Source organism: Streptomyces sp. NPDC058279, from assembly GCF_042881255.1.
Classification (GTDB): Bacteria; Actinomycetota; Actinomycetes; order Streptomycetales; family Streptomycetaceae; genus Streptomyces.
In genome coordinates, this window is sequence record NZ_JBHVYA010000008.1 from 105,985 (window position 1) to 122,710 (window position 16,726).

Annotated in this window: 20 protein-coding genes, 1 tRNA gene and 1 riboswitch; of the genes, 13 read left to right on the plus strand and 8 right to left on the minus strand. The window is 70.6% G+C overall.

The window, feature by feature from the left end:
- Positions 1-31: 31 nt before the first annotated feature.
- Positions 32-1,333, minus strand: a complete 1,302-nt coding sequence (locus ACFVXJ_RS17550) for a PTS transporter subunit EIIC (protein ID WP_389662577.1) — start codon at positions 1,331-1,333, stop codon at positions 32-34.
- A gap of 255 nt (positions 1,334-1,588) precedes the next feature.
- Here ACFVXJ_RS17550 and ACFVXJ_RS17555 point away from each other — a divergent pair, with 255 nt between their 5' ends.
- From ACFVXJ_RS17555 to rdgB, 4 genes are all read left to right on the plus strand, one after another.
- Positions 1,589-1,822, plus strand: coding sequence for a PTS glucose/sucrose transporter subunit IIB (locus ACFVXJ_RS17555; protein ID WP_361315307.1), 234 nt, complete (start codon positions 1,589-1,591; stop codon positions 1,820-1,822).
- 122 nt (positions 1,823-1,944) lie between these two features.
- Positions 1,945-2,682, plus strand: a complete 738-nt coding sequence (gene rph, locus ACFVXJ_RS17560) for a ribonuclease PH (protein ID WP_389662580.1) — start codon at positions 1,945-1,947, stop codon at positions 2,680-2,682.
- 148 nt (positions 2,683-2,830) lie between these two features.
- Positions 2,831-3,223, plus strand: a complete 393-nt coding sequence (locus ACFVXJ_RS17565) for a hypothetical protein (RefSeq protein ID WP_389662582.1) — start codon at positions 2,831-2,833, stop codon at positions 3,221-3,223.
- Positions 3,224-3,293: 70 nt separating this feature from the next.
- Entirely contained in the window at positions 3,294-3,896 is a 603-nt protein-coding gene (rdgB, locus tag ACFVXJ_RS17570; protein WP_389662584.1) for an RdgB/HAM1 family non-canonical purine NTP pyrophosphatase, read from the plus strand.
- A gap of 68 nt (positions 3,897-3,964) precedes the next feature.
- On the opposite strand, the gene ACFVXJ_RS17575 is transcribed toward rdgB, so the two are convergent.
- The 4 genes from ACFVXJ_RS17575 to bcp form a co-directional block, all read right to left on the minus strand.
- A tRNA-Leu gene (locus ACFVXJ_RS17575) sits at positions 3,965-4,039 on the minus strand.
- A gap of 13 nt (positions 4,040-4,052) precedes the next feature.
- Positions 4,053-4,643, minus strand: a complete 591-nt coding sequence (locus ACFVXJ_RS17580) for an HNH endonuclease (protein WP_389662586.1) — start codon at positions 4,641-4,643, stop codon at positions 4,053-4,055.
- A gap of 262 nt (positions 4,644-4,905) precedes the next feature.
- The gene (locus ACFVXJ_RS17585) at positions 4,906-5,406 is read right to left on the minus strand and encodes an HNH endonuclease (RefSeq protein WP_389662588.1); all 501 of its coding nucleotides are present in this window, start codon (positions 5,404-5,406) and stop codon (positions 4,906-4,908) included.
- Between the two features lie 271 nt (positions 5,407-5,677).
- Entirely contained in the window at positions 5,678-6,145 is a 468-nt protein-coding gene (bcp, locus tag ACFVXJ_RS17590) for a thioredoxin-dependent thiol peroxidase (RefSeq protein ID WP_136214397.1), read from the minus strand.
- A 136-nt stretch (positions 6,146-6,281) separates the two neighbouring features.
- Between bcp and ACFVXJ_RS17595 the strand changes: the two genes are divergently transcribed.
- The 3 genes from ACFVXJ_RS17595 to ACFVXJ_RS17605 all read left to right on the plus strand — a co-directional run bounded on the left by ACFVXJ_RS17595 (position 6,282) and on the right by ACFVXJ_RS17605 (position 7,488).
- Positions 6,282-6,602 (plus strand): DUF3618 domain-containing protein, encoded by a 321-nt coding sequence (locus ACFVXJ_RS17595; protein ID WP_389662853.1) that lies wholly within the window; start codon positions 6,282-6,284, stop codon positions 6,600-6,602.
- Positions 6,603-6,667: 65 nt separating this feature from the next.
- Positions 6,668-7,012: a co-chaperone GroES gene (locus tag ACFVXJ_RS17600; RefSeq protein ID WP_361315292.1), complete on the plus strand. Its 345-nt coding sequence runs from the start codon at positions 6,668-6,670 to the stop codon at positions 7,010-7,012.
- 49 nt (positions 7,013-7,061) lie between these two features.
- Positions 7,062-7,134, plus strand: a riboswitch (guanidine-III (ykkC-III) riboswitch).
- A gap of 33 nt (positions 7,135-7,167) precedes the next feature.
- The gene (locus tag ACFVXJ_RS17605; protein ID WP_030158619.1) at positions 7,168-7,488 is read left to right on the plus strand and encodes a multidrug efflux SMR transporter; all 321 of its coding nucleotides are present in this window, start codon (positions 7,168-7,170) and stop codon (positions 7,486-7,488) included.
- Between the two features lie 36 nt (positions 7,489-7,524).
- On the opposite strand, the gene ACFVXJ_RS17610 is transcribed toward ACFVXJ_RS17605, so the two are convergent.
- Complete coding sequence (locus ACFVXJ_RS17610; protein WP_389662590.1) at positions 7,525-10,023, minus strand: transglycosylase domain-containing protein; 2,499 nt, start codon at positions 10,021-10,023, stop codon at positions 7,525-7,527.
- Positions 10,024-10,319: 296 nt separating this feature from the next.
- Here ACFVXJ_RS17610 and ACFVXJ_RS17615 point away from each other — a divergent pair, with 296 nt between their 5' ends.
- From ACFVXJ_RS17615 to ACFVXJ_RS17635, 5 genes are all read left to right on the plus strand, one after another.
- On the plus strand, positions 10,320-11,135 hold the full coding sequence (locus ACFVXJ_RS17615; RefSeq protein ID WP_389662854.1) for an ABC transporter permease: 816 nt from the start codon (positions 10,320-10,322) through the stop codon (positions 11,133-11,135).
- Positions 11,128-12,003 carry an ABC transporter permease gene (locus tag ACFVXJ_RS17620; protein ID WP_389662592.1) on the plus strand — a complete coding sequence of 292 codons (876 nt, stop codon included), beginning with the start codon at positions 11,128-11,130 and terminating at the stop codon, positions 12,001-12,003. The genes ACFVXJ_RS17615 and ACFVXJ_RS17620 overlap by 8 nt, the downstream gene beginning before the upstream one ends.
- Positions 12,004-12,012: 9 nt before the next feature.
- A complete protein-coding gene (locus ACFVXJ_RS17625) occupies positions 12,013-12,996 on the plus strand; it encodes an ATP-binding cassette domain-containing protein (RefSeq protein WP_389662594.1) in 984 nt (327 codons plus the stop codon).
- Between the two features lie 116 nt (positions 12,997-13,112).
- Entirely contained in the window at positions 13,113-13,928 is an 816-nt protein-coding gene (locus tag ACFVXJ_RS17630) for a DUF1707 domain-containing protein (protein ID WP_389662595.1), read from the plus strand.
- Between the two features lie 218 nt (positions 13,929-14,146).
- The gene (locus ACFVXJ_RS17635; RefSeq protein ID WP_389662856.1) at positions 14,147-15,421 is read left to right on the plus strand and encodes a DUF445 domain-containing protein; all 1,275 of its coding nucleotides are present in this window, start codon (positions 14,147-14,149) and stop codon (positions 15,419-15,421) included.
- Positions 15,422-15,462: 41 nt separating this feature from the next.
- Here the strand turns inward: ACFVXJ_RS17635 and ACFVXJ_RS17640 are convergent, their stop codons facing one another.
- Together ACFVXJ_RS17640 and ACFVXJ_RS17645 are read right to left on the minus strand one after the other, a co-directional pair.
- Positions 15,463-15,765, minus strand: coding sequence for a hypothetical protein (locus tag ACFVXJ_RS17640; protein ID WP_389662597.1), 303 nt, complete (start codon positions 15,763-15,765; stop codon positions 15,463-15,465).
- A 48-nt stretch (positions 15,766-15,813) separates the two neighbouring features.
- The gene (locus ACFVXJ_RS17645; protein WP_361315278.1) at positions 15,814-15,990 is read right to left on the minus strand and encodes a hypothetical protein; all 177 of its coding nucleotides are present in this window, start codon (positions 15,988-15,990) and stop codon (positions 15,814-15,816) included.
- A gap of 171 nt (positions 15,991-16,161) precedes the next feature.
- Between ACFVXJ_RS17645 and ACFVXJ_RS17650 the strand changes: the two genes are divergently transcribed.
- Positions 16,162-16,698, plus strand: a complete 537-nt coding sequence (locus ACFVXJ_RS17650) for a GNAT family N-acetyltransferase (protein WP_389662599.1) — start codon at positions 16,162-16,164, stop codon at positions 16,696-16,698.
- Positions 16,699-16,726 lie beyond the last annotated feature (28 nt).

The window sequence follows — 16,726 nt, forward strand, 5'->3', positions numbered from 1 at the left end:
GCGGAAGGAAGCGGAGCCGGCGTCGGCGGCCTCAGGCTTTGGTGTTCTCCGCCTGCATCGCCGCGATCTCCTCGTCCGACTCCCGCCCCGGCGTCGCAAGCCGGAACTTCGTGATCGCGAAACGGAAGACCGCGTAGTAGACGACCGCGAAACACAGGCCGATCGGGATGATCAGCCACGGCTTGGTCGCCAACCCCCAGTTGATGACGTAGTCGATCAGACCCGCCGAGAAGCTGAACCCGTCATGGACCCCCAGTGCCCACGTCACCGCCATCGACACGCCCGTCAGCAACGCGTGGATCACGTACAACGCCGGCGCGACGAACAGGAACGAATACTCCAGCGGCTCCGTGATCCCGGTGACGAACGACGTCAGCGCCACCGACAGCATCAGGCCCCCCACCTCCTTGCGGCGCTGCGGCTTCGCGGTGTGCGTGATCGCCAGCGCCGCCGCCGGCAGGGCGAACATCATGATGGGGAAGAAGCCCGAGAGGAACTGCCCGGCCTGCGGGTCACCCGCCAGGAACATGTTGATGTCACCGTGCACGACCACCCCGTCCGGCTTGGTGTAACTGCCGAACTGGAACCACACCGGCACGTTCAGGAACTGGTGCAGGCCGATCACCAGCAGCGCGCGGTTCGCGACGCCGAAGATGCCCGCACCCCACGACCCCAGGCCCACCAGCCAGTCCGAGAAGCTCTCCAGCGCGTCCCCGATGGGCGGCCAGATCCACAGGCACAGCCCCGCGAACGCGATCGCCACGAACGACATGACGATCGGGACGAGGCGGCGGCCGTTGAAGAAACCGAGCCAGTCCACCAGCTTCACCCGGTGGAAGCGCTGCCAGAACCAGGCCGCCAGCAGCCCCATGACGATGCCGCCGAACACCCCCGGATTCTGGTACGTGTACCCGGCGAACGTGTCCGTCGGCGTCAGACAACCGCCCCCGATGTCCCTCGTCCCCGGCGGACACGGCTTCGGAAAGGCGTGCATCACCCCCCGGTAGACGAGGAAGCCCGCCACCGCCGCCAGCGCGGTCGACCCGTCCGCCTTCTTGGCCATGCCGATCGCCACGCCCACGCAGAACAGCAGCGGCAGACCCAGGTCCGGATCCAGCAGCGCGCCGCCCGCGCCCGCCATGACCTTGGCGACGTCCGCCCAGTCCAGGCCCTCCGTACCGAAGACGTCGGGCTGGCCGAGCCGGGTGAGGATGCCGGCGGCGGGCAGGACGGCGATCGGCAGCTGGAGGCTGCGCCCCATCTTCTGGAGCCCCTGGAGCAAGCCGTTCCACCACTTCGGCCGCGGCCTGGCTGCGGCGCTGTTCGCGCTCATCGGCGTCCTCCCTGACCGGCCCGTTTTTGGCAGGTGCGACACGTACGGCACACTGGTGTAGACCATTTGTCACGCGGTCACATGCACCGGCCCACAGGGCGGGTGGGTGCTGATCGTTATCATTCGGCAGGTGCCGGGCCCACGCTCGCATAGATGGGCCAACCGTGAGTTACCGTGACAAAGCGGAACTCCGGGTGGGCCGACCAGGCATCCGGCCGCCGAGACTCGTTCTTCGTCATACGCAGGGAGACACACATGGCCACCAAGGCTGAGAAGATCGTCGCCGGGCTCGGCGGTATCGAAAACATCGAAGAGATCGAGGGCTGCATCACCCGCCTGCGCACCGAGGTCACCAACCCCGACCTGGTCGACGAAGCAGCCCTCAAGGCCGCCGGCGCCCACGGCGTCGTCAAGATGGGCACCGCGATCCAGGTCGTCATCGGCACCGACGCCGACCCCATCGCCGCCGACATCGAAGACATGATGTGAGCTGAGCCCACCCGCTCACCCACGCGCCCACCCGCGCGCTCCCACGGCAGCACCACAGACCCCGTACCGGAACCACCCGGACGGGGTCTTCCCGTACCCCCGCACCGACTAGGCTCGACACCATGTCTCGCATCGACGGCCGCACGCCCGAACAGCTCCGCCCGGTCACCATCGAACGCGGATGGAGCAAGCACGCCGAGGGCTCCGTCCTCATCTCCTTCGGAGACACCAAGGTCTTCTGCACCGCCTCCTTCAGCGAAGGCGTCCCCCGCTGGCGCAAGGGCAGCGGCGAAGGCTGGGTCACCTCCGAATACTCGATGCTGCCCCGCTCCACCAACACCCGCGGCGACCGCGAATCCGTCCGCGGCAAGATCGGCGGCCGCACCCACGAGATCTCCCGCCTCATCGGCCGCTCCCTGCGCGCCGTCATCGACTACAAGGCCCTCGGCGAGAACACCATCGTCCTGGACTGCGACGTCCTCCAAGCCGACGGCGGCACCCGCACCGCCGCCATCACCGGCGCCTACGTCGCCCTCGCCGACGCCGTCGCATGGGGACAGCGCAAGAAGCTGATCAAGGCCGGCCGCAAGCCCCTCACCGGCACCGTCGCCGCCGTCAGCGTCGGCATCGTCGACGGCGAACCCCTCCTCGACCTCTGCTACGAGGAAGACGTCCGCGCCGAGACCGACATGAACGTCGTCTGCACCGGCGACGGCCGCTTCGTCGAAGTCCAGGGCACCGCCGAAGGCGAACCCTTCGACCGCAAGGAACTCAACGCCCTCCTCGACCTCGCCGCCGGCGGCTGCGCCGACCTCCAGGCCCTCCAACTGGGCGCCCTGGACCTCGCCGCACCCCAGTAGGCCCCGCCCAGGGCGATCGCCGCGGCAACCGCCGGGGCCGGCCCGGCGTCTACGCCGTTACGGGCGCACGGTGTCAAAGCCGTGCGCCCGTCCACGTACCCGGGTCCTGACACCCGAGCCCACGCACCGAGCCCTTGGGGGGACCCGAATGAAGCCCTACCGCAACCACCGCGTCGCGGCCGTCGCCCTGGCAGCCGCGCTGGCCGTCCCGGCCCTCTCCTCCTGCGACACGCTCTCCACCGCCATGGACTGCGCCAACACCGCCGTCGCCATAACCAACGGGGCCAACGACCTCCGGCAAGCCGTCTCCCAGGCCGGCAACAGCCCCCAGGACGCCCAGAACGCCCTCAACCAGATCGACACGAGCCTCAAGAAGATCGGCGACCAGACCGACAACGCCGACCTCGCCAAGGCCATCGACTCCATGAAGACGGCCGTCACCAACGTCCGCACCTCGATCGACAACGGCAACACCACCCCGGACATCACCCCCGTCGGCAACGCCGCGAAGGAGATCTCCAAGGTCTGCACCCCCGGCTGACGCCCCGCCCGGCACCCACCGGCCCACACCGACGCACGCCCGGCCGGCACCCTGCCCGATACTGGTCGCCATGACCCGCCTGATCCTCGCCACCCGCAACGCGGGCAAAGTCACCGAACTCCGCGCCATCCTGTCCGACGCCGGCCTGCCGCACGAACTGGTCGGCGCGGACGCGTACCCCGAGATCCCGGACGTCAAGGAAACCGGCGTCACCTTCGCCGAGAACGCCCTCCTCAAGGCCCACGCCCTGGCCCGCGCCACCGGCCTGCCCGCCATCGCCGACGACTCCGGCCTCTGCGTCGACGTCCTGAACGGCGCCCCCGGCATCTTCTCCGCCCGCTGGGCCGGCGCCCACGGCGACGACAAGGCCAACCTGGCCCTCCTGCTGGCCCAGCTCTCCGACATCGACGACCCCCACCGCGGCGCCCACTTCGCCTGCGCCGCCGCCCTCGCCCTCCCCGACGGCACCGAACGCGTCGTCGAAGGCCGCCTCCGCGGCACCCTGCGCCACACCCCGTCCGGCACCGGCGGCTTCGGCTACGACCCGATCCTCCAGCCGGACGGCGAAACCCGCACCTGCGCGGAACTCACCCCAGCGGAGAAGAACGCCATCTCCCACCGCGGCCAAGCCTTCCGCGCCCTGGTCCCGTTCATCCGCGCCCTGACGGCCTGACGGCCTGACGGCCGGGCTCACGGAGAAGGCCCCGTGCGCGGCGTGCGCGTACGGGGCCTTCGTACAGGTGGGCCCGGTGGGACTCGAACCCACGACACACCGGACCTAAACCGGCGCCCTCTGGCCAGCTGGGGTACGGGCCCATCTGCGGCTACTCTACTGTGCCTTCCTTCGTGTCGTGTGGGGAGATCGGGTCGCGAAGGTCGCCGTCTGGCTGTGGCAGGACGGGCAGAGGTACCGGAGGTTCTCGCGCCGGTTGTCTAGTCGGTCGCCACTGATGTGGTCGATCTCCAGCACCAGGCGCTTGCCACGCCAGGTGTCCCCGATTCCGCACTCGTCGCACGCATGCGGTACGCCGACTTCATCAAGGGCGCGGCGTAATACGGCCGTCTTCTCCCGGCCTGAACCGTCTTCACGCTGCCTGAGGATGTCCTCGGCCGGTTTGCGGGTTGGCGATGACCTCCCGGCCATGTGACCCTGGCCGGTGAAATGGTCGGTGGATATCCCGTATTCCTCGATGCTCCGTCTCACCTTCGTGCGGGCCGCTCCGCTCAACTCGTGGTGCCCGAGCGCCCGCATCACCCCGGCCATGCTCAGGGACTCGGTGACGGCCCGCGTGATCTGCTCGCGCGGGAAGAGACGCTCCTGGCCTCTTGGCCGCTCGGTGAAGTGCGACGTATCGATACCGTACTGATCGAGTTTCGTTCGGAGGTACCCGAAAGCGCCGCCATAAGGCACGACTCCCATATGGGCGAGCATGTCGGCGATGCAGTGGGACCGGCTCGCGGCCTCCGCGAGCCGGTCCTTCGTGTACGACTGCGGGGGATTCGTACGGGCAATGGCTCGTCGACGAAGTGCGATACATCGATTCCGTAGTGAGCCAGCCGTTTGCGCAGGTAACCGCCGGTCCCGCTGTCCATCGGCATGTCGAGCCGGCGCATCAGATCGACGAGGCTGGTTGCCCACGGGGTCGTGTCGGTCAGCAGCTCGCGGGTGTACCGCGGCCGACTCACGCGGCCCACCTCTGCTTCCGGCCGCGGTAGGTGTCCGTCGTGGCATGGCAATTGGGGCAGAGAAGACGCAGGTTCTCCGGCCGGTTGTCCCACCAATTGCCGTTGACGTGATCGACCTCGTGACGGAGCGGCTTGCCGTTCCACGACGTTCCCACACCGCAGTCCGCGCATTCCTCGGGCAGACCGGAACTGACGAGAGCCTTCCGGAGGCGTTCTCCCGGGGCCCGGCCCGCCTCGGGTGCCCGGAGTACCAGGACGGACTGTGAGGGCCCCTTCGCGTGCTGCCTCCGTACGGTCGTGAAGTGCGAGGTGTCAATGCCCAGCGCCGCTATTCGGCGACTGATGTGCGTTTGGTTGCCGCCCACTTGGCTGATGCCGAGCCGGGAAACCACCTCCCTGACGGAGGTCGAGGCCGCGACCAGCTCCCGCAGGCGTTGCTCCGTATGCCGCACCCACCGCGTCGGGAAATGGGAGAAGTCGACGCCCGCCTCGTGCATCTTCGTCCGTAGGTAACGCCGCGAGCTCGGCGTAGGGGTGCCTCCGCACCAGGTCACCGCATCGTCGAAGTTCGTTGTCTCCCGGGCTGCCTGTTCAAGCAGTTCCCGGGTGTACCGCACCGCCGTCGAATGCCTCCGTTCCGGCCGCGTGTGCGGCCCTCGTACGGAGTGACGGGGATGGCGGTCGGGCGGTTACAGGTGGTTTCGTCCGATAAGCGGAGCGGCCCGCATCGGTTGGGTGCGGGCCGCCTGGCGGGGGACGGGCGCGGGGTCAGATGCCGAGGTCCTTGATGATCTTGGCCACGTGGCCCGTCGCCTTGACGTTGTAGAGGGCCCGTTCGACCTTGCCCTCCTCGTCCACGATCACCGTCGAGCGGATGACGCCGGTGACCGTCTTGCCGTACAGCTTCTTCTCGCCGAAGGCGCCGTAGGCGGTCAGGACCTCCTTGGAGGGGTCGCCGACCAGGGTCACCTTCAAGTGCTCCTGCTCGCGGAACTTCGCGAGCTTCTCCGGCTTGTCCGGCGACACGCCGATCACGTCGTAGCCCGCTTGGGCCAACACGGCCAGGTTGTCCGTGAAGTCGCAGGCCTGCTTGGTGCAACCCGGCGTCAGGGCGGCCGGGTAGAAGTACACGATCACCTTGCGGCCCTTGTGGGCGGCGAGCGAGACCTCGTTGCCGTCCGCGTCGGGCAGGGTGAAGGCGGGGGCGATGTCGCCCGGCTCAAGTCGCTCGCTCATGTCAGCAGTCTCCTCGGGAGGGGATCGGTACGGTTCGAGACTAAGCTGACAGACTGTCCATGGTGGTCCGCGTCCCGAGGGCCAGCCACGACCGACCAGGATGATCACGACCGACCACGACGACGGAGGCAGCGCGGTGCCGGAAGCCAGGACCCCCGCACAGATCGAGGCGGACATCGTCCGCCGCCGTGAGCAGCTCGCCGAGACGCTCGACGAGATCGGTGTGCGCATGCACCCGAAGACGATCGTCGGGGATGCGAAGGCCAAGGTCGCCTCGAAGGTCGACCAGACCGCCGGGCGGGCCGTCGTGGCCGTGAACCGGCTGGTCACCGATCTGAAGAGCGGGCTGCGTCATGAGGACGGGACGCCGCGCGTCGAGCGGATCGTGCCGGCCGTGTTGGTCGCGGCGGGGTTGGTCGGGGTGCTCGTGCTGGCGGCGCGCCGCAAGCGCGGATGACGTCGCCGGCCGATGTCGGTGACCCTGTGGGGTGCCGGCCGGGTGCGGGCGGGTAGGTTCGGGTCGTGAGCGAGAACACCACCACCCACGACAAGCTGCCCATCCGGATGTTGCACGACCGTGTGCTCGTACGGTCCGACGTGCCGGAGGGGGAACGCCGCTCGGGCGGCGGCATCCTGATTCCGGCGACGGCCGCCGTCGGCAAGAGGTTGGCCTGGGCCGAGGTGGTCGCGGTCGGCCAGAACGTGCGGAGCGTCGAGCCGGGGGACCGGGTGCTGTACGACCCGGAGGACCGGGCCGAGGTCGAGGTGCGCGGGGCGACGTACGTGCTGATGCGTGAGCGGGACCTGCACGCGGTGGCCGCGGAGCGGCTGGAGGGGTCGAAGGATTCGACCGGGTTGTATCTCTGATTCGTTGCGGAAGGGGCCGGTGACCGAGGTCACCGGCCCCTTTGCATGCCTTTTGCTACGGTGGTGGCGAACCCCCGACGAGACGCGCCGTACCGGGTGGCTGGACGCAAAGACGACGCACCCCCGTTTCCGTTCTCGTCCCGGAGGTGCCTGTCATGGCCTGGGTTCTGCTTCTCGTCGCCGGTCTGCTCGAAGTGGGCTGGTCGATCGGTATGAAGTTCACCGAAGGCTTCACCCGGTTGTGGCCCAGTGTGTTCACGGGCGCCGGCATCGTCGCGAGCATGGTGTTGCTGTCGTATGCGGCGAAGACGTTGCCCATCGGTACGGCGTACGGGGTGTGGGTGGGTATCGGCGCGGCCGGTGCGGCGGTGCTGGGTATGGCGGTGTTGGGGGAGCCGGTGACGGCCGCCCGGATCTTCTTCATCTGTTTGCTGCTGGTCGCGGTGGTGGGGTTGAAGGCCACCTCCGGTCACTGACCTGACCTGACCTGACCTGAACTGACCTGGCCGGGGTCATTCGAGGTAGCGCGACGGCGGGCGGGGGCGGCTGCCGTCGGGGCCGCCGAGGGCGCCGGCGGTGATGCCCGCGGGTGTTCCGCCCGTGGTGGCGGCGGTGGTGCTTCCGGTGGTGCCGGTGGTGCCGGCGCCGGTGGTGGTTCCCGTGGTGGTGCCGTTGTCGGTGCCCGCGTCGCTCTGGCCGCCGGTGGTTTGGCCGCCGGTGGTCCGGCCGCCGCCCGTGTTCCGTCCCCCCGTGGTGTCGCCGCCGTTGGTCTGTCCGTCCTGGTTCTGGCCGCCGGTCGGTGCGTTGGGGCGGTGCGGGCGGCCCGGTCGGCTGGGCGGGACGGGCGGGAGCGGGGTGGTGCCCGGGGGTTGGTCCGGGTTGTTCGGGGTGAAGGGCGGTGGGGAGGGGGCGGCGCCCGGCTGGAGTTCGAGGTCGAAGTCGAGGGGGTCGCTGCCGGCCAGTGCGGCCTTCGTGTACTGGGCCCAGATCCGGGCGGGGTATCCACCGCCGCCGAGGCGGTCCTCGCCGAGGGCCCCGTACAGGGATTCCAGGGTGCCGGTGTCGGGGTCCTGGCCCATCACGGCGATCACCGTGACCAGGTCGGGGGTGTACGCGGCGAACCAGGCGGAGCGGTCGAGTTCAGCGGTACCGGTCTTGCCGGCGGCGGGGCGGCCGGCTGCCAGGGCGGCGGTGCCGGTGCCGTTGTCGACGACGCCGACCAGCATGGACGTGGTGGTGTCGGCGGCCTCGCGGCTGACGGCCTGGCGCGGGGCGCGGTCGGGCAGGGGGACGTTCTCGTCGCCCTTGGTGATGTTCTCGACGAGGGTGTAGGGGGTGTGGCGGCCGTGGTCGGCGAGGGTCGCGTACGCCTGGGTCATGTCGAGCACGCCGGCCTGGAGGGTGCCGAGTGCCATGGCGGGGCCGGGGTCGAAGTTGGGGGTGTCCTCGGGGATGCCGAGTGCGACCGCGGTCTTCTTGACCTTGTCGGTGCCGACGTCGACGACCATCTGGGCGAAGACGGTGTTGACGGAGAGGTCGGTGGCGGTGTTGACGGTGATGTCCCCGTACGACTGCTGTCCCTCGTTCTCGGGGGCGTAGGGGATGCGGGTGCCGACGACGCGGCGCTTGTTGTCGCCGTTGTAGAGGGTGTTGGGGGTGATGCGGCGGCCGTCCTGGGTGCGGGAGTCGTTGTCGACGGCGGAGGCGAAGACGAACGGTTTGAAGGTGGAGGCCACTTGGTAGTCGTGCCGGGTGGCGTTGTTGACGTACTGCTTGGTGTAGTCGAGGCCGCCGTACATCGCGACGACCTTGCCGGTGGCGGGGTCGATGGAGACGCCGCCGGCCCGGACGAGGCGGTCGGCCTTGTGGGTCTGCGGGTCGAGTTGGTCGATCAGTTGTTTGTCGGTGGCGGCGACGAGGGCGTTCTGTCGGCGTTTGTCGATGGTGGTGGTGATGCGGTAGCCGCCTTCGGAGAGGGTCTTGTCGTCGACGATCTTGCGGTCGACGATGTACTCCTTGACGGCTTCGACGAGGTAGCCGCGTTGTCCGGAGAGACCGGCGGCGGGGCGGATCTTGCCGGGTTCGGGGAAGCGGGCGGCCGCGCGTTCGGCGGCGGTCATCCAGTTCTTCTTGACCATGCCGTCGAGGACGTAGTTCCAGCGGGCGAGCGCGCGGGCGCGGCTCTGGGGGTGGGCGACGACGTCGAAGGTGCTGGGGGAGTTGAGGAGGGTGGCGAGGTAGGCGCCCTCGGTGGTGGTGAGGGCGCCGACGTCTTTGCCGTAGTAGGCGAGGGCGGCGGCCTGGATGCCGTAGGCGTTGCGGCCGAAGTAGCTCGTGTTGAGGTACCCCTCCAGGATGTAGTCCTTCGACTTCTCCCGGCCGAGTTTGATCGAGATGAAGAACTCCTTGGCCTTGCGTTCGACCGTCTGTTCCTGGCCGAGGTAGTAGTTCTTGACGTACTGCTGGGTGATGGTCGAGCCCGATTGGGTGCCCTTGCCGGCGAGCGTGTTCCACGCGGCGCGCAGCATCGCCTTCGGGTCCACCGCCCGTTCGGAGTAGAAGTCCCGGTCTTCCGCGGCCAGTACCGTCTCCTGGACCGTTCGGGGGATTTGGGAGAGGGACACGTTGACCCGGTTGACCTCGCCGTCCCGGGCGAGCTGGCTGCCGTCGGCGTAGAGGTAGAGGTTGGACTGGGCGGTGGCGGTGGCGTTGGCGGGCGGGATGTCGACCAGGAGGTAGCCGGCGATGAGGCCGCCGGCGATCAGGAGGGCGATGAGGAGCAGGCCGCCGAGGAGCATGCGCCAGGTGGGGAAGGCCCTGCGCCAACCGGTGCGCTTCCGGTCGCGGGTGGCGGGTTCCCCCGCCTGTTCCCCCGCCTGTGCCTGCTCTCGTGCCTGTGCCTGCTCTGGTGGCGGTGCCTGGTCCTGCGCCGGCGGGTGGGCGCGCGGGTCCGGTCGGGGGGTGTCGGGGTCGCGAGGGGTCCAGCCCGGGGGTGGTGACTGGTCGTTCATCTCCGGGGCTCCTCGACGGTGTGCGACATATCCGCATCTGCACCAATGGTGTCTACCTGATAGCGAATGGGCAGGCCCCGGACGGGCGTAAATCCGTCGCGTGGCTCGCCCCTCCGCACTAAGCTCGCGCGCTTTGGCCGACGTAGGAACGACCTGGGAAGGGGAGGGATACGGTGCGCCGACAAGTGGGCCCGCGAGCGGCGGCGGGCGAGAACAAGGGCGCGGACGAGAGCGCGGGCGAGGACGGGAGCGGGGGCGCGGAGCGGGGTGACCGTCGGAGGGCGGCCGGCCGGGAGGTGACGTACCGCGTACGGCTCTACGCGGCCGTCGCGGCAGGCGGCTTCCGGCGCTACGCCACCTACGGGACGGCGACGGCGGCCGGGGTGTTCACCAACACCGTGTTCGGCTTCGTCCTCGCCTACACCTTCATCGCGCTGTGGGACGAGCGGCCCCATCTCGGCGGCTACGACCAGGGGCAGGCCTTGGCGTTCATCTGGGTCAGCCAGTCGCTGCTCGCGGCCGGCGCGCTGCTGGGCGGCGGGTTCCAGGAGGAGCTCCACGAGCGCATCCGTACGGGGGACATCGCCGTCGACCTGTACCGTCCGGCCGACCTCCAGCTGTGGTGGCTGGCGGCCGACCTGGGGCGGGCGGGCTTCCAACTGCTGGGGCGCGGGCTGGTGCCGGTGCTGGCCGGGGCGCTCGCCTTCCCGGTGGCGCTGCCCGTGGACCCGGTGCGCTGGCTGCTGTTCCTGCCGGCCGTGCTGCTCGGCCTGGTGGTGGGGTTCGCGGTGCGTTTCCTGGTGGGGCTGGCGGCGTTCTGGCTGATGGACGGCGCCGGGATCAACATGGTGGCCGGCCTGGTGTCGGTCTTCTTCTCCGGGATGCTGCTGCCGTTGACCGTCTTCCCCGGTGGCTTCGGCGAGGTGGTCCGCTTGCTGCCGTGGGCGGCGATGCTCCAGGTGCCGCTGGACGTCCTGTTGGGCAAGGGCGCGGGGGCCGGCGGTGCGGTACGGGCGTTCGCGTTCCAGGCCGGGTGGGCGCTGGTGCTGCTGGGGGCCGGTCGGTTGATGCAGTCGGCCGCGACGCGGAAGGTGGTGGTCCAGGGTGGCTGAGGTGACGTGGGGGCGGGAGCGGCCGCCGGTCGTGGTGGCGGAGCGGGAGCCGGGGCGCGGTCCGGTGCTGGAGGGGTTGCGCGGCTACCGGTTGATCGTCGCCATGTGGGTCCGCTCGACCATGACGTACCGGGCGTCCTTCCTGCTGGCCGTGTTCGGGAACGCGGCGATCACGATCCTGGACTTCGCCGCGATCTTCATCATGTTCACGCACGTGGACGCCCTCGGCGGGTTCTCCCTGCCGGAGATCGGCCTGCTGTACGGGTCCGCCTCGACCTCGCTGGGGCTGGCCAATCTGCTGCTCGGCACCACCGACCGGATCGGCACGCGCATCCGCGACGGCTCGCTCGACACGATGCTGGTGCGCCCGGTGCCGGTGCTCGCGCAGGTCGCGGCGGACCGGTTCGCGTTGCGCCGGTGCGGGCGGATCGGGCAGGGGCTCGGGGTGCTGGTGTGGGCGGTGGTGGCGCTCGACGTGGATTGGACGGTGGGGAAGGCGCTGTGGGTGCCGGTGATGGTGCTGGGAGGTGCGGTGATCTTCGGGGCGGTGATGGTGGCCGGGGCGGCCTTCCAGTTCGCGGCCGGTGACGCGGCGGAGGTGGTCAACTCCTTCACGTACGGCGGCTGCACGATGTTGGAGTACCCGCCCACGGTGTTCGCGAAGGAGCTGTTGCGCGGGGTGACCTTCGTCGTCCCGCTGGCATTCGTCAACTGGTTGCCGGCCCTGCACGTGTTGGGGCGGCCGGATCCGTTGGGGCTGCCGGGCTGGGTCGCGTACCTGAGTCCGCTCGTGGCCTTGGCGGTGTGCGTTCCGGCGTCGCTGGCGTGGCGCGCGGGACTTCGTTCGTACCGGAGCACGGGGAGCTGAGGAGAGGGTATGGGAGACGTACGGGACGACGACGTGCTGATCGAGTTGGACGGGGTCGAGAAGGTGTTCGCCGTCCGGCGCCGCGTGGGTCTGGTGCGCCGGGAGAAACGGCAGGTCAGTGCCGTGGACGGGATCAGTTTCACGGTCGGCCGGGGCGAGATGGTCGGATACATCGGGCCCAACGGGGCGGGGAAGTCCACCACGATCAAGATGCTGACCGGGATCCTCACCCCGAGCGGCGGCCGGTTGCGCGTGGCGGGCATCGACCCGGCGCGGGAGCGGATGCGGCTGGCGCATCGGATGGGTGTGGTGTTCGGGCAGCGCACGACGTTGTGGTGGGACTTGCCGCTGAAGGACTCCTACGGGTTGATGCGGCGGATGTACCGGATCCCGGAGGCGAGGTACCGGGCGAACCTGGAGCGCTGCGTGGACCGGCTGGACCTGGCGGAGCTGCTGGACGTACCGGTGCGGCAGTTGTCGTTGGGGCAGCGGATGCGCGGGGACATCGCGGCGGCGTTGCTGCACGATCCGGAGGTGTTGTACCTGGACGAGCCGACGATCGGGCTCGACGTGGTGAGCAAGGCGAAGGTACGGGGCTTCCTGCGGCAGTTGAACGCGGAACGCGGGACGACGGTGCTGCTGACGACGCACGACCTCCAGGACATCGAGCAGTTGTGCGAGCGAGTGATGGTCATCGACCACGGGCGCCTGATGTACGACGGGCCGCTGGGCGGGCTGCACGCCTCCGGGGCGGCGGGGGAGAGCGAGCGGACGCTGGTGGTGGACCTGGAGCGGGAGCTTCCGCCGCTGGAGGTGCCGGGGGCGCGGGTGGTCCGGGTGGAGGGCGTCCGGCAGTGGCTGGCGTTCCCGGCGCAGGCGTCGGCGGCGCCGCTGGTGGCGGCCCTGGCGGCGGGGTATCCGCTGTCGGACCTCTCGGTGCGGGAGCCGGACATCGAGGAGGTCATCGCGCGGATGTACGCGGGGCGGGGGTGAGACGCCGGGGGGTAGGGCGGTGGGGGGTAGGGGTAGGGGGAAATCAGGGTCGGTCCCGGGGTCCGGTGCGGGGGCGATCCCTACAACCGGGCGGACTCGGTACATAGTCTGGTCCCATGAATGACGAGCGGCCGGAGAAGCCGTTGACGGAGGGGTCGTTGCCGGAGGAGTCGTCGCCCGGGAGGCCGGTGTTCGAGAAGCCGGTGTTCGAGAAGGCGGCGCCCGAGAAGCCGGCGTCCGAGGATCGGCTGCCGCAGCTGAGGGCCTCGGACGCCGACCGGGAGCGGGTGGTGGAGCGTCTGCGGGACGCCGTCGCCGAGGGCCGGCTCGACATGGAGGAGTTCGGGGAGCGGCTGGACGCGGCCTACAGATCCCGGACCTACGCGGAGCTGGAGCCGCTGACCCGCGACCTGCCCGCGGTGGGGGCGGCGGCGCCCCTGGCCTCGGCGCCCTCGCAGGGCCCGGTGGCGCGGGCGGGTTCCGGCGCGGCGTGGGCGGACCGGATCGGCGGCGAGGGCACCTGGTCGACGGGGATCGCCGTCATGTCCGGGTTCCAGCGCAAGGGCCGCTGGACGGTACCGGCGCGGTTCGACGCGTTCGCGTTCATGGGCGGTGGGGAGCTCGACCTGCGGGAGGCGCACTTCGCCCAGCGCGAGGTGGTGATCAACTGTGTGGCCGTGATGGGCGGCATCGAGATCACCGTGCCGCCGGGCGTGGAGGTCGATGTGCGGGGCATCGGGTTCATGGGGGCGTTCGACCAGCGCGAGAGCCCCGAACCGCCGGAGCCGGGCGCACCGCGCGTGGTGGTGACGGGCCTGGCCCTGATGGGCGGGGTGGAGGTGCGGGTCAAGGAGCCGAAGGGGGCCAAGGGACTCAAGGGGTCCAAGGGGTCGAAGCCGGTGGACGGGCCGTCGCTGCGCAAGGAGCTGTAAGGGGCTCCCGGGGCCCCGCCGGCGCGCCGGGAACTCCTCGGACCGTTCGGGGGTCGGATGCTATGCAGACATAGCCGGCCACCGGGGGAAGGCAGGAGTACGTGGAAGACGTGGACCATCGCGAGGGTGCGGAGAGCGGAGCCGGGACCGAGACCACAGCCGGGACCGGAGCCGAGGCCACAGCCGGGACCGGGCGAGGGCCCGGTACGAAGGCCGCCGTGGCGCGGGGTGCCTTCGTGTTCAGCGCGGCGGACGAGGAACGGCGCCGCGGCGTTCGTCGGATGAAGACCACCGCGACCGGCCTGCTGACGCTGGTCGCGCTGGTCTACGTGCTCGCCAAGTGGGCGCAGCACACCGGCGCCGGCGGCTGGGCCGGTTACGTCGCGGCCGCCGCCGAGGCGGGCATGGTCGGTGCGCTCGCGGACTGGTTCGCGGTCACGGCCCTGTTCCGGCGGCCCCTGGGGTTGCCCATCCCGCACACCGCGATCATCCCGACGAAGAAGGACCAGCTCGGGGTGTCGCTGGGGGAGTTCGTCGGGGAGAACTTCCTCTCCCCGGAGGTGGTCAGGGCCCGGCTGCACGCCCTCGGCATCGGCGGCCGGCTCGGTGCCTGGCTGGCCCAACCCGGGCACGCCGAGCGGGTCACGGCGGAACTGGCGACGGCCCTGCGCGGCGCCCTCACCGTGCTGCGCGACTCCGACGTCCAAGCCGTCGTGGGCGAGGCGATCACGAGACGGGCCGAGGGCGCCGAGATCGCCCCCGGGATCGGCAAGACCCTGGAGAAGGTCGTCGCCGACGGCGGTCACCACCGCGCCGTCGACCTGGTCTGCGCGAAGGCCCACGACTGGCTCGTCACGCACGGCGACTCGGTCATGGACGCGGTCCAGGGCGGCGCCCCCGGCTGGACCCCGCGCTTCGTGGACCGCAAGGTGGGCGAGCGGGTCTACAAGGAGCTGCTGCGCTTCGTCACGGAGATGCGGGACATGCCGGAGCATCCGGCGCGGGGCGCGGTGGACCGGTTCCTCACGGACTTCGCCGCCGATCTGCAGTCGGACACGCGGACCCGCGAGCGGGTGGAGCGGCTCAAGTCGGAGATCCTGGCACGGGGCGAGGTGCAGGACGTCATCGCCTCGGCGTGGGCGGCGGTCCGGTCGATGATCATCGCGGCGGCGGAGGACGAGCGGAGCGAGCTGCGGCTGCGCGTGCGGTCCTCGCTGATGTCCCTGGGCGCGCGGCTGGCGACCGACGGGCGGCTGCAGGACAAGGTGGAGGGCTGGATCGAGGGGGCGCTGGTGTACGTCGTCACCACCTACCGGACGGAGATCACCTCGCTGATCACCGACACGGTGGCGGCCTGGGACGCCGAGCACACCTCCCGCAAGATCGAGGCCCACATCGGCCGCGACCTCCAGTTCATCCGCATCAACGGCACGGTGGTGGGCGCGCTGGCGGGCCTCCTGATCTACACGATCTCGAAGGCCCTCGGGGCGTGACCGGCCCCGCGCGCCGACCACCCGGGATCGCGGGACAGCCCTCAGCCGCGCCGGTCGGACACGACCCAGGCCGCACCGGCCACGACCCCGGCCGCGCCGAGGACGGCCGGCCACGCGCCGACCTTCTTGGCCAGCGGGTGCGCTCCCGCGAAACCGGCCAGGTACAGCGCGCCGAGCCCGGCCGCCGCCGGGGCGCCGCCGCGTCGGTGCCATTCCCGCCCCGCCGCGATCCCGGCGGCGCCCAGCACGACCCCGCCCAGCGGGCGCTTCTTGCTCCAGCGGGCCACCGCGTACCCGCCCACCAGTCCGGCCGCCGCCACCAACGAGGTCGGTACCCGCTCCATGTCCACTCCGTCCACTCCCTGCGCGCGTCGTATCGGTCCGCTACGAGGCTAACGCGGCCCTCTGACCGCCCGACGGGCGCCCAACCCGCCCAGCACCAGTACCGTCCCGCCGATCAGGCCGTCCGGCACCGCGTCCCGCACGGCGGCCGGCAGCAGCGCCACCACCCCGAGGACGAGGAGGAAGGCGAGGGCGGCCCGTCCGGCCGCCCGAAGCATTCTGTCCACGGCTGCTCAACGCGACCGCCGCGCCCCGCGACACGGACCGCGCGGAGGCGATTTGTCGCACACTCGCCGGATCCGCCTGATACGCCGCGCGGGGAACCCGGACCGCATAAATTCACTCTCCTTAGACAAACGGGAAAATCCCCGCCAACGCGTCCCAGGAGCCCGGACATCGTGATCTGCTACGGACAGGCCGTCCTCGACCTCGTGGACGAACTGGTCGACGCCTACGCCGACGTCTTCTCCGCCCCGCCGTGGAACGAAGACGAAGAAACCATTCGCCAGTTCGCGTCCCGCCTCCCCGCCGACGCCCGGCGCCGTGGTTTCCGTACCGCCCTCGCCCAATCCCCGACCGGCATCGACGGGTTCGCCACCGGCTGGCTCACCCCGGCCGCCTTCCCGAAGAACCGCGCCTACGGCCAGGTCGCGGCGCAGCTCGGGTCCGAGCGGGTGAGGGAACTCCTCATCGGCGCGCTGGAGATAGACGAACTCGCCGTACGTCCCTACGCGCGCGGTCGCGGCACCGGACGCGCCCTGCTCACCGAGATCACGGCCGACGCCCCCGACCGGCGCGCCTGGTTGCTGACCTCACGGCTGGCCCGGGACACGGTGGCGACGTACCGCCGCCTGGGCTGGCACGAGGTCGCCGCGCTTCCCGGCACCGAGACGGGCGTGATCGTCTTCCTGGCCCCGGAGCACCCGAGCCGCTGACTGGGGGCATACCGGGGGTATCCCGTCC